The organism is Exiguobacterium sp. s181, assembly GCF_018617125.1.
Taxonomy (GTDB): domain Bacteria; phylum Bacillota; class Bacilli; order Exiguobacteriales; family Exiguobacteriaceae; genus Exiguobacterium; species Exiguobacterium profundum.
In genome coordinates this window covers 88961-103783 of sequence record NZ_JACSJM010000004.1, presented here as the reverse complement: position 1 = coordinate 103783, position 14823 = coordinate 88961, and the positions used below count along the sequence as shown (strand labels likewise).

The following is a 14823-nucleotide window of genomic DNA, read 5'->3' as shown; positions in this document are numbered from 1 at the left end:
ATTTTCCACCCTTTCCGTCAAATGTATCCGTTTTCATAAAAGGTTTGACACGGTACATTGATAGTGGAGGCGATACACATGAATGAGACTACTAAACGGACGAAACGCAGAAGGAATTGGAAGAAACCTGCGAGTTTTATAGCATTTGTCGGACCTGCTTTTCTGGCATTTGTCGCAATCGTACTCATCCCATTTTTTAATGGCATTTACTATAGTTTCACTGACTGGAACGGTGTCACCGGAGAACTGAACTTTGTTGGATTGGATAACTATCATCGCTTGTTCTTTGAAGATGAGCAGTTCCGCGCTTCTTTTTGGATTACGACGAAATATACGCTTGTGTCTGTCCTATTGACGAATATCGTCGGTTTCTCATTAGCGCTATTATTGACGATGAACATTAAGACGCGAAACTTCCTACGCACGATTTTCTTCATGCCGAACTTGATCGGTGGCTTAATTCTCGGGTTCATCTGGCAGTTCATTTATGTAAAAGGATTTGCCTCGATCGGTGCGTTGACGGGGTGGAGCCTGTTCGAATTACCATGGCTCGGAGATGCGCAAACGGCATTTTGGGGAATCGTGATTGTCGCCATCTGGCAAGGTGGCGGGTATGTCATGGTCATCTACATCGCGGCGCTACAAAACGTGCCGACTGATTTGATGGAGGCGGCACGAATTGATGGGGCGAATCGTCTTAAGATGCTCCGCCATATCACGCTACCGATGATTATGCCATCGATTACCATCTGTTTGTTCCTGACCATCTCTTGGTCATTCAAAGTGTTTGATACGAACTTGTCGCTCACGAATGGTGGACCATTCAAATCGACCGAGATGTTAGCCTTAAATATCTATACGGAGTCTTTTGTGAATAACAATTATGGTCTCGGGTCAGCGAAGGCGGTCATCTTCTTCTTGGTCGTGGCTGCGATTACGGTGACGCAAGTGTACGTGACGAAAAAACGGGAGGTGGAAGCATGACGACGGAAAAATTGGAACATGTCGAGAGAAACGTAGAGAAGACACCGAAGCGCATCCCGCAGCGTCCACTTCGCCCGGGAACGTATTCTTGGAACCTTGGAATTATTGAGCTCGTCGCCATCTTGCTCGGACTACTCTATTTGGTCCCGTTCTATTACGTTGTCGCCAACTCGTTCAAATCGATGGCTGAAATCTTTACGAATACGTCCGCCTTACCGAACGAGTGGTTGACCTCAAACTATACAGAAGCATGGGAAGCGATGAATTATGGACGTGTCTTTTTGAACTCCCTTCTCATCACGGTCGGAGCGAATGCGGTCATTGTCATCTTCACCTCGATGGCGGCATGGAAACTCGTTCGGACGAAACATTGGGTTTCCACAATGATCTTTTTCTTGTTCGTGGCAGCGATGGTCATTCCGTTCCAGTCCATCATGATTCCGCTCGTGAAAGTTTCGAGTATCCTCGGTCTGTTGAATAGTCATTGGGGCCTGATCGTCATGTATCTAGGGTTTGGGTCTGGTATCTCAGTGTTCCTCTATCACGGATTCATGAAGTCGATTCCTGAGGAAATTGAAGAAGCCGCCATCATCGACGGTTGCTCGACATGGGGTGTCTTCTGGCGCATCGTCTTTCCACTTCTCAAGCCGATCACGGTGACAATCGTCATCTTGAACAGCCTATGGATTTGGAATGACTTCTTATTACCATCGCTTGTTCTTCGTGATGTCGAGTTACGGACCATCCCGCTCGCGACATTCTATTTCTTTGGACAGTACACGAAACAATGGGATTTGGCATTAGCAGGTTTAGTGTTAGGAATCGTTCCCCTTCTGGTCTTTTTCTTCGGCATGCAAAAGCATATCATCAAAGGGATCACAAGCGGTTCGATTAAATAACCCTCCCAAGGGAATCCTCCGTTCGCTACACGGAGGATTATTTTTTTGGACGGTTTGTCAAATTAAGCGCAACACTTCCTCGGTGAAGGCCTCGTGTGCGGTTTTCCAGTCCAGGCACTTTCTCGGTCGCCCGTTGATCTTGGCCAGCGCATCCGCGAGTTCACCGTCACCGACCTGCGCGAAGTCCGTTCCTTTCGGGAAGAACTCGCGGAGGAGCCCGTTGGCGTTCTCGTTGCTCCCCCGTTGCCACGATGAGTACGGGTCGGCGAAATACATCGGCACGCCGAGCGACGCCTGGATGCGCTCGTGACCGCTGAACTCCTTGCCCCGGTCCGTCGTCGCCGTCTCGAACGTGCCTTCCGGGAAGGCACCGTGCACCGCATGGATCGCCCCCTCCATCGAGGCCGCGGTGCGGTCCGCGATTGGCAGGGCGAGATAGAACCGGCTCTTCCGCTCGATGAACGTCGCGACGCACGCCTTCGATTTCCCACGTCCGGAGACGACGGTGTCGAGCTCCCAATGCCCGAATGTCCGGCGACCCCTGACCTCTGGAGGTCGTTTCGAGATGGGGAGACCGACGTTGATGCGACCGCGCGTCTCGGTCGGCTTTTGACGTTTCCCCTTCTGGCGGAGCACGGTCACGGGCACGTCGATCCGTCCCGCATAGATCCAGCGGTAGATGGTGGGGAAGGCAATTTTTCCTGCGTAGAGGCGGCCGACGATCTGTTCTGGTGACCAGGTCGCACGCAGCTTCTCGACGATCGTCCGGCGCATCGTGTCGTCGAGCTTCGTCTTGACGCCGCAATGGGTTTTCGCCTTCTCGTAGCGTTTCTGCGCACGTCCTGACTCGTAGCCGGGGTTCCGTCTGATCTCCCGCGAGACGGTCGAGGGCTGTCGCCCGAGCCGTCTCGCGATGGACCGGATGGACATCCCGATCTCCAGATAGGTCTCTATTTTCACGCGCTCCGTTGTGGTAAGATGGGTGTAGCTCATAGCGATTCCTCCGTCTGAATGTTTGTGTCGTAACTTCATTCTAGATGTTGCACTTAATTTTATAATTCATCTTTGAAAAAAATCGTTGACATTAATCTGAATATTTATAATAATGAACTCAATTCAATTGTGAACGACGTCGAAAGGACGAGTACACGAAGGTAGTGAGCCAAGCGATCCGGGGGTGGTGTGAGCCCGGTCTTAACCCTTCGTCGAAAAACTTCCTGGAGTCGCTACCCGAACGCTTTGCCAGTAGACGTAGCCGGACCGCTCCCCGTTATCGGAGTTACGAGATGATTGTCTCGAAAAAGTGAGTAGATTCGTCTACTAATTTGGGTGGCACCGCGGAACCGAAGTCTTCCGTCCCATGTTCGATGGGAATGGAGGGCTTTTTTTCATGGCTTCATTTTCAAATATTCCACAATTGGAGGAAACGGAAAATGACAACAGCAACAAGCACGATGAAAGAAAGACAGCAGACGATTGCAGCAGTAAAGGCACTCTTTGAGGAGAAAGTCTCACGTGAACTCGGACTGATTCAAGTACAAGCACCGCTATTCGTCGAGTCGGCGAGTGGGGTCAACGATCACTTAAACGGCGTGGAGCGTATCATTCAGTTTGATACGATGTATCCGGGACATGAACTTGAAATCGTTCAGTCACTCGCGAAATGGAAACGTGAAGCGCTCGGTCGTTACGGATTCGGTGTCGGTGAAGGATTGTACACTCAGATGCGTGCCATTCGACGCGACGAAGAACTCGACGCGACACATTCTTTATTCGTCGACCAGTGGGACTGGGAACGAGTGATTGCTCGAGAAGAACGGACGATGGAATATTTGAAAGCAACGGTGGAGTCCATTTACGCTGCGCTCCGTGAAACAGAAGCAGAAGTAGAGAAAGCGTACGGTGTTGAAGCGATTCTTCCGGAAATGATTCATTTCATCACAAGTCAGGAGTTGGAGGATACGTATCCGACCATGACGCCGAAAGAACGTGAAACGGCTATCTGTAAAGAGTACGGTGCGGTCTTCATCTCACAAATCGGAGATCTTCTCGCTTCAGGTATGAAACACGATGGACGAGCGGCAGACTATGATGATTGGTCGCTCAACGGAGACATTCTCGTGTGGCACCCTGAGCTCGAGTCAGCATTTGAACTGTCATCGATGGGCATTCGTGTCGACGAAGTGGCACTTGATGCGCAACTGAAGAAAGCAGATGCGGAAGAGAAGCGCGCGTATCCATTCCATCAAGGCGTGCTCGAAGGAACGCTTCCTCTTACAATCGGGGGCGGAATCGGCCAATCACGTGTCGCGATGTATCTGTTGCGCGCACGTCATATCGGGGAAGTGCAAACATCGGTCTGGCCGCAAGAAGTCATTCAGTCGTGCCAAGAAGCTGGCATCAGCTTGTTGTAATATAATAAGAAGAAACACGGAACAGGACTCGAAAAAAGAGTCCTGTTTTTCTGTGCAACATTTTCCACCCTATCCGTCAATTTTGACACCTACATTGTGGAAGCGTTTTCATTTAAAGTTGAGTTTGTAAAGATGGATAAGGTTAAGGGAGGAAATGAGATGAAACGGAAGTGGAAATTGTCTACAGCGGTCATGACGGCTGGAATGGTCTTATCACTCGCGGCTTGCGGCGGCGGATCACTCACGGACGAAGGTTCTTCTGAAGGGAATGCAGATAGTGGCGACAAAAAAGACGTCACGTTAAACGTCTTCCAATTCAAAGCAGAGATTGCGAAAGACCTTGAAGCGATGGCAAAAGAGTATGAAGAGGAGACGGGTGTGAAAGTCACGGTTCAAACCGTCGGTGGTGGAGCAGACTACGGTGCGGCCCTCAAATCACAATTCGCCTCAGGAAATGAACCGGATATCTTCAACAACGGTGGATTCACGGAAGCACAAACATGGAAAGATAAACTCGAGGACCTCTCGAGCGAGAAGTGGGTCGGAGATTTGACAGAGGTCTCGAAAGAGCCGATGACGATGGACGGTAAACTGTACGGAATGCCAATGAACCTCGAAGGTTACGGATTCATCTATAATAAAGAACTTTTTGAAAAAGCGGGAATCAAAGAGTTACCGAAAACACTCTCTGAACTGACGGATGCTGCTGAGAAACTTGAGCAAGCGGGAATCACACCGTTCTCTGTCGGTTATGCAGAGTTCTGGATTTTAGGGATTCACTTGTTGAACATTCCAATGGCGCAACAAGACGACCCGGATGCATTTATTCAAGCGCTCAATGAGAATAAAGCGAAGTTTGAAGACAATGAACAGTTCCAAGAGTTTTTGAAATTGTTTGATTTGACGATTAAATACGGAAACAAAAACCCGTTGACGACGGACTACAATACTCAAGTCACACAGTTCGCCCAAGGAGAGACGGCAATGCTCCAACAAGGGAACTGGGCACAACAAATGATCCTCGACGTAAATCCAGATATGGAGATGGGCTTCGTCCCGATCCCGATCAATGACGATGCGGAGAAGATGGACCGTCTTCCAGTCGGCGTCCCGAACAACTGGGTCGTCAACAAAAACTCGAAGTATAAAGAAGAAGCGAAAGACTTCTTAGAGTGGATGGTGACGTCGGATACAGGGAAAGACTACATGGTCAACAAGTTCAAGTTCATCCCTGCCTTCAAGTCGATTGAAGCTAACGACCTTGGACCACTCGCAGACGATATCTTGGCGTATTCGAATGAAGGGAAGACCCTCTCTTGGAACTGGTTCAAGTATCCGGATGGTGCAGTGAATGAATATGGTGCCCTCATGCAGGCATATGTCGGTGGACAAAAAACAGGTGAAGAAATGCTCCAAGACTTCACGAAAGTATGGCAAGACAAAGTGAAATAAGCATGGCACAGACGGTGAAACGACCCCTTCACCGTCTGTGTTTTTTATGTCGAGAATTCTTCTTCGATTTGACAGATGACACTTGTCAAATGGACGCGACTCGCACAAAATAAAAGACAGTTGAAGTGGTGCTCGGAACCTTCCGACGCCACTATTTTTTGGGGAGATGGAACGAATGAGAAAAAATGTGACGGTTGCCCTCTTACTGGCAACCTTTTTAGCGGCGATTGAAGGGACAGTCGTATCGGTTGCGACACCGGTCATCGCAAGTGAGTTGAACGGAGCGACGCTCGTCAGCTGGGTATTTGCTGCCTTCTTACTCTTTACGGCGGTTTCGACACCGATTTATGGAAAAGTGGCAGACTTATTCGGGCGAAAGCGCGTTCTATTGTTTGGAATCGGGTTGTTCACCGTGTCTTCATTGTTATGTGGGTTAGCGACATCGATGGAACAACTCATTGTCTTTCGAGCGCTGCAAGGTCTCGGGGCCGGAGCCGTGCTTCCGATTTCGATGACGATTATTGGAGATTTATATAAATATGAAGAGCGTGGGAAAATTCAAGGCATTCTAAGTGCGGTCTGGGGTGTATCAGGTGTGCTCGGTCCCGTTATCGGTGGATTTTTGGTCGAAACGTTGTCTTGGCGTTACGTCTTCTTACTAAACGTGCCATTTGCGTTACTCTCGTTTATCATGATTATCGTCTTTTACAAAGAAACCGTCGCTGAAACGAGCGAACGGATTGATTTGAAAGGTGCTCTTTTGTTCGCTGGAGGAACGACCGCGTTTTTATACGCCTTGATCACGTTCAGTGAAACGAATGAATGGACGACGACCATCGTTGGAAGTGGCGTACTTAGTCTTGTTTTGTTAGGGGGATTCTTCCTATCGGAAAGAAGAGCAACCTCTCCGTTATTGCCGTTTGACTTGCTCAAGCAACCAACGATTGCGGCCATCAACGGCTCTGTCTTTTTTGCAGCTTGGGTGCTCGTTTCAATGTCAGCTTATATCCCAATTTGGGCGCAAGCAGTATTAGGAAAAACAGCAACCGAGGCTGGATTCATGTTGATGCCGTTGTCTGTTGCATGGACATTCACATCGATTATCGGAGGACGGACGCTCGGTGTGGCATCCCCGAAACGTCGCGCGTTGGTTGGTATGGGGTTACTCGTCATCGGAACGTTCACGTTGACACTCTTATCCCAATCAAGCTCGGATTTCTGGGTATATGGTGCGGTGGCTTTGATTGGGGTAGGATTCGGATTGTCACAGCCGATGTTTATCGTCGTCTTGCAAACCGTCGTTTCCTATCAGCAACGAGGAACGGCGACCGCGACCAACTCCTTCTTAAGTACGGTCGGTCAAACGCTCGGTGTAGCAGTGTTTGGAGCTGTCTTTAACTTCGTCGTGCTCAACGACTTTAAAGAAAGTAGTGCGTTATCCCAAGTGTCTTTGGAAGACTTCTTCAATCAAAGTGTGACGGAGACATTAAGCGCCTCTGTCCGTCTGCAAGGTGAACAAATCATCGCGACCGGGTTGAATGGGATCTTCATCGGGGCGATGATTGCGGCCGTGATTGCATTCATCATCGCAACCCGTTTGCCGGCCCGCCCACCGGAACCTTCACAGCGTTCGTAAAACAAGGGTATGATGAAGGAAAGGGAGGCGAACCGACATGAAACGTCAAATTGGGATTGTGACACTATTGTTTCTTATGGGATGTACGCCAGAACCAACGAACGAAGGTACGGAGCCACCACCTGCTGAAGAATCGACTCGTGATGAGTCGGCAACATCTGAAGAATCGAACACCACTGAAGAGACGGAACTGAACATCGGGGAAGTGACCGCCATCGCTGAAAATCTAGAAATCCCGTGGTCACTCGCTCGAAGTGCGGATAAATGGTTCGTATCGGAACGTGGTGGGACCATCACGGTAATCGATGATTCCGGTAGCGCGACGCAATCTGACGTGGACTTGGACGAAGACGTATTTGAGATTGGTGAAGGAGGACTCCTCGGCATCGCGCTGAGCGACGATTTTGAATCGAGTGGCATCCTTTACGCATATCATACGTACGGTTCATCGGGAAGAGACGTCAAGAACCGGGTGGTAGAGTTGACGTGGGATGGAGAACGTTTCGAGGAAACTGGTGTCTTGATTGACGAGATACCAGGGGCACGTTTCCATAACGGTGGACGTCTATTAGTCGATGGAGCGTATCTTTGGGTGACGACGGGCGATGCGCTCGTGCCAGAACTTGCTCAAAACGAGTCATCTTTGGCGGGGAAGATTTTACGAATTCCATTATCGGGTGAAGGCGAACCGACCGACTGGATTTATTCGCTTGGTCATCGAAACCCTCAAGGACTCAGCCGGATGGATGATACGCTTTATGCGAGTGAGCATGGGGCGAGTGGACATGACGAGGTCAACGTGATAGAAGAAGGAAACAACTATGGATGGCCACTCATTGAGGCAAATGAAGAACGAGAGGGTCTGGTCACGCCATGGTTTGAAGTCGGTGAGACGTCTTGGGCACCATCTGGAATTGCGACCGATGAACGGTACGTATACATGGCGACACTTCGGAATGAGCGGCTCGTGGCCATCGATCGTGAAACGAAGCAAGTCACGACAATTGTCGAAGGGGTCGGACGGATTCGGGATGTGTGGTTGGACGACGATACGTTGTATTTTATTTCGAACAATACGGACGGACGAGGCAATCCACTATCACAAGACGACAAACTCTATCAAGTGACCATCCGCTAGAAACTGACGAATCCGTCAGTTTCTATTTTTTTCGTTGTTTTGTTACTTCTAATTATATTTTGCGTTTTATTTAAGTATTATTTTGCATGAAAAAGCTATCTCCCTCTGTGCTAGGGAGATAGCTTTTCTAATTATTTGATACCGATAACTAGGCTGTCACGTGCAGCTTCGACCACTTCTGTTGTAATTGAAGTAAGCTGATTAATTTCTAGAATTCTTTCAATTTGTGAAAATAACCTTTGAATCAGTCGAAAATTCCCGTTAGTAATTTTGATTATACTGGCCAAAGCTTCATAATCTGAGAAGTCCTCCAGCTTTATAGGTAAGCCGAGTTCTTGCCATTTATAGGTCAGCAAATGGTGCGTTTCATCTTTGCTTAATCGGTCAAATTCATGAGCAAATCCAATCCTGGAGTACAGTTGAGGATAACGGGACAACCGTTTTTCGATGCCCGGCATGCCAATAAATATGATCGCTATGTCGTTTTGATCGTAAATATCCCGAAGTTGTTCTAAATTTTGCAGTTTTAAATGATCAATTTCATCTATTATGAGCAAGTCAATGCCCTCGAAAGAATTGACCGTAAATTGCGGCTCTTCTTCAGTAACCATAGATTGATAGACAGACTTCACCATATTTAGTTTGCTGTCTATTAAACCAATCTCGCTTGTCATTCTGGAAGCACTGACTGCAGGGGCAGTATAAAAAAGTGTATGGCAGTAGTTTTATATGGGTTATAGAAGTAAGTAATAATAGAGTAGTAGTAATTTTGAATAGAATTTTAAAAAACCAGTAACCTTAAAAAAGAAACTGGTTTTTAGAAATATAAACTCTTTTATAAAAGCTTCCAATAATCTCTCATATGTTAACTAAAAAAGAAATATTGTAAAAATGGTATTTACCCCTTGAACCTTACGTAAGGTAATGTCTTATAGTGAAACTAGCTTACTTTTGTAAAAGGAGGAATTATTGTGGAAAATACCATTGTTAAGGCATTGATCTACGAAGAGCAGATACGTTTATATTTTATTGATAATACCCAGCTGCTTCGAGACATCTTTGCCTTAAACCAGGAACTTCCTGAATCTCTTAAACTCATGTTGGGTAAAACGGTATCAGCGATGAGCATACTCTCTGGCACGCTCAAAGGGAACCAGCGCATGAGCATCCAGGTAACGTTGAGTAACCCTCACCATAAGATTTTTGCGGAAGCCGAAGCGAATGGAAATGTCAGAGGATACTTGAACGATGAACTTTTGAGATCTTCTGATACAGAAGAAAAGTCGATGCAAGATTTGATTGGACCTTCTGGGATGATCCGTGTCATAAAGGGTTCTGAGATGAATCAATTCACCAGCATTACCGATATGCCAAATCAACATATCACGGATGATATCGCCAACTATTTTGTGCAGAGTGATCAGACGCCGACCTATCTTTATTCCGACATTCAGTTGGATAATGAAGCTTCCCTTCTTTCCAGTCATGCACTGTATGCACAACTTCTTCCCGGTGCACCACCACAATTGCTTTCAGAAGTGAAAATGATTGTAAAAGCCAATCCAGATATTTTCAGTAAACTAAACGCTGAAGAAGCGAGTGACAGCGAAGAAGCGTTAACCCAGTTGTTTGAGGATGCAAAAATTATCGGCCATAGCTCCAGTCAATTTTTCTGCGGATGCAGCAAAGAAATGTTTTATGGCATGCTTTATTCCTTGAGTGAAGAGGAGATCAAACGGAGCATTGAACGAAAGGAAGACATTGAAGCTTTTTGCCATATTTGCGGGAAAACCTATACGTTTGATCAAAAGGAGATGCAGCAACTCTTCTAACTTCGAATTTTTCGTTTTTAGTTGGTGAATAGAAATGTTGTTAAATGGAGGCTAAGCGAATGAAGGGACATTGGAAAGTCGGAGAAGTTGCAGAATTGGCGGGTTTAACCATTCGAACTTTACGCTATTACGATCAAATCTGTTTATTTTCACCTTCTCAGTATACGGAGTCAGGGCATCGGCTTTACACGAAAGCAGATTTGGAACGTCTTCAGCCAATTTTGTCCTTAAAGCAGATGGGAATGTCATTAGAAGAAATACAACTTCTGTTGTCTAATCCAGAGGAACAAACCGTTGCGGAGATTTTGCAAACCCAAATTTCTCGAGTCAAAAAAGAGATAGAGGTTCAGCAAAAACTAGTAGCCGAGTTGGAAAATGCGTTATCCGCTGCACACAGCAATCGGACCCTCTCGATTTCAGAACTTACTAAATTAATGGAGGCGCTGAAAATGAATAAGGAAAAATACTTTTCGAAGCAGCAATTGGATACCATGGAAAGCCGATATGAAAATGCCGACAAACAACTTTTAAAGCAGGCAGAGCAAGAATTTAACGGTCTTATCAAGGAAATTCGTTTGGAAAAAGAAAAGGGCGCTTCTCCTTCCGATAAAAAAGTCCAAGATTTAGCGAAAAAATGGAATGACATCGTGAATGCCTTTTCCGAAGACGATAGGACTTTCCGCAAGCAAGCCGAACATTTCCACGCCGAAAACCCAGGGAACGAACTGCAATATGAAATAGATGGCGAGCTATACCAATTCATCAATAAAGCATTGAATCCTAAGTAATGTTAGAGAAAAAAGGAAGAGGAAAAGCTGGTTATAAAGCTTCTCCTCTTCCTTTTTTTTGTTGGTTTTTAGAGAACTGCTGATAATCTCGTGATATGTAAACTACTCTTTATAGGTCGCCTTATCCTTAGATTACAAACTCAAAACTGAAATAGGTCTCAAATACAGATGTGGTATAAATTATTAATCTATTAGTATCTTGTGGAAGCGTTCTTTGACTTGTGGCCAATCCTCTTTTGTCACACTGTACATGACGGTATGTCGAATTGTTCCTTCTTTGCGAATCATGTGGTTCCTTAAAATCCCTTCTTTAATGGCTCCTATTCTTTCAATGGCGCGTTGTGAACGGATGTTTTCATGACCTGTCTTGATTTGAACGCGATTCAATCCCAGTTCTTCAAAACAATACGTCAACAGTAAAAACTTGCAATTGGTGTTGATGTTCGTTCGCCAACTTTTGGGATTTAGCCAAGTTGAACCAATCTCTAATCTTTTGTGTGGCATGGAAATGTCGAGAAAACAGGTGGCCCCAATGATCTTCTTTGTCTCGATATCTACAATCACAAAAGCAAACTCTGTTCCAGCTGCTCTCTTTTTTTGAGCGTCTTGTACATATTGTTCAACGTTCCTTTTGTCCGTCAAATCCACCGACATATGTTCCCAAATTTCATGGTTATTCGCTGCCTCCCATATTCCTTCTATATGACTGATTTCCATCGGCACTAGCTTGACAACTTCATTCTCTAAGGTTTTCATTTCCCTCACTCCTTTCTATCATTACACTTCATTTCTGGTATGCTTAACATAACCAATTCGGAGTAAAATTTACATACCAAGGAGTGTTTGGAGTGGAACTGCAAGTAACGTTTCCATCGGGAACCACAAAATATATGGCCATTTATGAACACATCAAACAGCTCATTCTACAACAACAGTTAAAAGCGCATTCAAGAATGCCCTCTAAACGCGAATTAGCCAATCAATTGAATGTCAGTGTATTTACCGTACAGGAAGCATATGCCCAATTACTGAGTGAAGGTTACCTGTATTCAACAGAGAGACAAGGTTATTTTATAGGGGAGATTGAAGTCCCCTTCCAAGAAAAAGCTGCCCTTCAAAAAGAAGAATTACTGCCAACGATAAAAGAAGAGTCCTTAAATTTTAGAAACGGACAAGTTGATCCAACAGAATTTCCATACAAAATTTGGAACCGCCTGTATCAAAATTTTCTGGCTCCTGCCCATATTGCGAATGGTGCTTGGCAAGGGGAACCGGAATTACGGAACGAAATTGCAAACTATTTGCGCCGATCCCGAGGATTGCATTGCCATGCAAAACAAATTTATGTTTTCAGTGGTACTCAACAACAATTAAGTTGTCTGTGTCAATTCCTCATTCCTTCTAAAGTAGGAATCGAGGAACCTGGCTTTATTCGGGCAAATGCGGTTTTTCACCAATTAAACATACCTGTTTTACCGCTAAGGTTGGATTCTGAAGGCTGTACCGTACCGAAACAGCCAGTGACACTTCTTTATACAACTCCAGCTCACCAATATCCACTTGGCACCATAATGTCGATCAACAGGCGCCTTGAGTTGTTGACATGGGCAAAAGCATCTTCCAGTTACATCGTGGAAGATGATTATGATTCGGAATTCCGTTACCGAGGAGCCTCCATTCCAACGTTGGCTCATTTAGACTCTTTAAATCAAGTTATTTATTTTGGTACGTTCTCAAAAACCTTACTGCCTTCTATTCGAATCAGTTATCTTGTCCTCCCCTTATCTTTAGTGAAAGAATATGAAGCATTCAATGCACTGCAGAAATCCACTGTTTCCAAAATCGATCAGTTAGTTGTTGCAGAATTCATTAAGACAGGTAGATATGAGAAGCACATCGCCAAAATGCGAACCCTTTACCGCTTAAAGAGAAAGTGCTTGATTGAAGCGATAGATGAATTTTTAGGAGAAGATTTTTCTGTTAGAGGAGATGAGGCTGGATTGCATATCATTGTCCAATTACCTGCCTTCTTAACGGAACGAGAAGCAATTGCGAGGGCGCATTCGCTTGGCATTGCAGTTGATGCCGTATCCCATATGTATCAAGAAACCAAATCCACCGACCGAGTGATCATCGGATACGGGGCTTTGAGTGTTGGAGAAATTCGGAAGGGCATTCAATCGCTTGCATCGGTCTGGAAAAGTCCCTAAGTTAAAGTCTTAAGAATAGGTTTCATATCTATCAAGCGTTCGTAAATGTGTCAAATCATTTTACGAACGTTCGTCACCTAACACACACTTTTAAGTGCAAGATGACGGTTAAAATCATCGCAAAATAACAGTAGAAGTAACACGTTGTTTCTTCTGGAAGGAACGGTATAATTAAACATGTATTTTGGAAAAAGAAGGGGAATTTAGATGAATCATTCAAACTTGGTACATAAACGAGAAAATTTATACTTCTCATTATTAGTCGCAGCAAGCGTACTCGTCTTGATTTTAGGAATCGTACTGACGATTGCATCGTTCGGTCTTTTCTTGTGGATCATCGGGACGATCGTAGCACTCTCAATGTTTACGCACTGGATTCAGATCGGGTATATTCGGACGAACGGTGTCAAGGTGACGCCTCGTCAGTTCACAGAGCTTCATGAGCTGGTTCAACGCGTCGGGGCTGAGATGGGGATTCGGTTGTTGCCAGATGTGTATATTTTACAGGCCGGTGGTGTGTTAAATGCTTTCGCCACGCGATTCTTCCAAAAGAATATGGTCATCTTATATTCTGATGTCGTGGAATTGACACGTACTGGACAGACGAAAGAAGTCGAGTTTGTCATCGCACATGAATTGGCACATATTCGTCGGAACCACGTTCAAAAACAATGGGTTGTCTTACTTGGTAGCATCATTCCGTTTTTAGGATCAGCTTATTCGCGTGCATGTGAGTATACGTGTGACCGGATGGCAGCGCATTATCTTCAAGATTTTGGAGCGGCGAAACAAGCGTTGACCGTACTTGCGATCGGGGGACCGCTCGCGAAAGAAGTGAATGAGTTTGACTATCTGTATGAAGCGAGCCGGGAGAACGGATTCATCGCGAAATATAGTGAACTGTTGTCGACGCATCCGACGTTACCAAAACGCATCGCGGCGATTGCGACACATGCGGGCGAAGAAAACGTACCGGTCTTTAAAACAGCGGGATATGTGAAAGCCTCTATCATTTCGATGATTCTATTGACTGTCATCGGAAACGGAGCCATCATCGCCTTACTCGTCATGAACGATGATTTATCTGATTTTGTCGCATCGGCCATGAGCGAGGATTTCGAAGAGGATTGGGAAATGGAATTAGGAGAACCGATTCAAGAATTGACGTTCATGAATGCGAGTTATGAAGAAATTGAAGCGGAACTGGCAAACGTGACGGATGTGAACATTCAAGACGATTATGGGGAAACACCGCTCCATAACTTGTTCTATAATGATGACGTCGATCCTGAGACGGTCCGTCTCTTACTTGATCACGGTGCAGACGTGACCATTGAGAACGAAGAAGGTATGACACCGATTGATGTGGCGCGAGAAATGGGACACGGTCCACAACTCATTGATTTAATGGAATCGTATTAATCGTCGCGTAATCCTTGTTTCGAAAGAAACGAGGATTCTTTTTTAGGA

General features: G+C 45.6%; 12 protein-coding genes, 1 pseudogene and 1 other annotated feature. Of the genes and pseudogenes, 10 read left to right on the top strand and 3 right to left on the bottom strand.

The features are described 5' to 3' along the window. Positions 1-78 precede the first annotated feature (78 nt). A complete protein-coding gene (locus KNO70_RS13470) occupies positions 79-984 on the top strand; it encodes a carbohydrate ABC transporter permease (protein ID WP_015880804.1) in 906 nt (301 codons plus the stop codon). After that, positions 981-1883, top strand: a complete 903-nt coding sequence (locus KNO70_RS13465; RefSeq protein ID WP_078146321.1) for a carbohydrate ABC transporter permease — start codon at positions 981-983, stop codon at positions 1881-1883. Before KNO70_RS13470 ends, KNO70_RS13465 begins: the two co-directional genes overlap by 4 nt. A gap of 57 nt (positions 1884-1940) precedes the next feature. On the opposite strand, the gene KNO70_RS13460 is transcribed toward KNO70_RS13465, so the two are convergent. Further along, complete coding sequence (locus KNO70_RS13460) at positions 1941-2876, bottom strand: IS30 family transposase (RefSeq protein ID WP_214812718.1); 936 nt, start codon at positions 2874-2876, stop codon at positions 1941-1943. A gap of 130 nt (positions 2877-3006) precedes the next feature. Next, positions 3007-3247: a binding site (T-box leader), on the top strand. A gap of 69 nt (positions 3248-3316) precedes the next feature. Here KNO70_RS13460 and asnA point away from each other — a divergent pair. The 4 genes from asnA (at position 3317) to KNO70_RS13440 (ending at position 8523) form a co-directional block, all read left to right on the top strand. Then, complete coding sequence (gene asnA, locus KNO70_RS13455; RefSeq protein ID WP_214689142.1) at positions 3317-4297, top strand: aspartate--ammonia ligase; 981 nt, start codon at positions 3317-3319, stop codon at positions 4295-4297. Positions 4298-4456: 159 nt separating this feature from the next. Beyond that, positions 4457-5749, top strand: a complete 1293-nt coding sequence (locus KNO70_RS13450; RefSeq protein ID WP_214812717.1) for an ABC transporter substrate-binding protein — start codon at positions 4457-4459, stop codon at positions 5747-5749. Between the two features lie 175 nt (positions 5750-5924). After that, on the top strand, positions 5925-7385 hold the full coding sequence (locus KNO70_RS13445) for an MDR family MFS transporter (protein ID WP_214812716.1): 1461 nt from the start codon (positions 5925-5927) through the stop codon (positions 7383-7385). A 37-nt stretch (positions 7386-7422) separates the two neighbouring features. Further along, entirely contained in the window at positions 7423-8523 is a 1101-nt protein-coding gene (locus tag KNO70_RS13440) for a PQQ-dependent sugar dehydrogenase (RefSeq protein ID WP_214812715.1), read from the top strand. A gap of 131 nt (positions 8524-8654) precedes the next feature. Here the strand turns inward: KNO70_RS13440 and KNO70_RS13435 are convergent. After that, positions 8655-9095 (bottom strand): annotated as a pseudogene (locus tag KNO70_RS13435) (AAA family ATPase); the annotation flags it as partial. Positions 9096-9494: 399 nt separating this feature from the next. Here KNO70_RS13435 and KNO70_RS13430 point away from each other — a divergent pair. Both KNO70_RS13430 and KNO70_RS13425 read left to right on the top strand, forming a co-directional pair. Beyond that, positions 9495-10355, top strand: a complete 861-nt coding sequence (locus KNO70_RS13430; protein WP_168169831.1) for an Hsp33 family molecular chaperone HslO — start codon at positions 9495-9497, stop codon at positions 10353-10355. A gap of 59 nt (positions 10356-10414) precedes the next feature. Continuing rightward, the gene (locus tag KNO70_RS13425; RefSeq protein WP_214685556.1) at positions 10415-11143 is read left to right on the top strand and encodes a MerR family transcriptional regulator; all 729 of its coding nucleotides are present in this window, start codon (positions 10415-10417) and stop codon (positions 11141-11143) included. Positions 11144-11326: 183 nt separating this feature from the next. On the opposite strand, the gene KNO70_RS13420 is transcribed toward KNO70_RS13425, so the two are convergent. Further along, positions 11327-11899, bottom strand: a complete 573-nt coding sequence (locus tag KNO70_RS13420; protein WP_078146328.1) for a GNAT family N-acetyltransferase — start codon at positions 11897-11899, stop codon at positions 11327-11329. Positions 11900-11991: 92 nt separating this feature from the next. On the opposite strand from KNO70_RS13420, the gene pdxR reads away from it, so the two are divergent. Beyond that, the gene (pdxR, locus tag KNO70_RS13415) at positions 11992-13353 is read left to right on the top strand and encodes a MocR-like pyridoxine biosynthesis transcription factor PdxR (protein ID WP_354021462.1); all 1362 of its coding nucleotides are present in this window, start codon (positions 11992-11994) and stop codon (positions 13351-13353) included. A gap of 207 nt (positions 13354-13560) precedes the next feature. Then, on the top strand, positions 13561-14775 hold the full coding sequence (locus KNO70_RS13410; RefSeq protein ID WP_214685557.1) for a M48 family metallopeptidase: 1215 nt from the start codon (positions 13561-13563) through the stop codon (positions 14773-14775). The last annotated feature ends 48 nt before the right edge of the window (positions 14776-14823 follow it).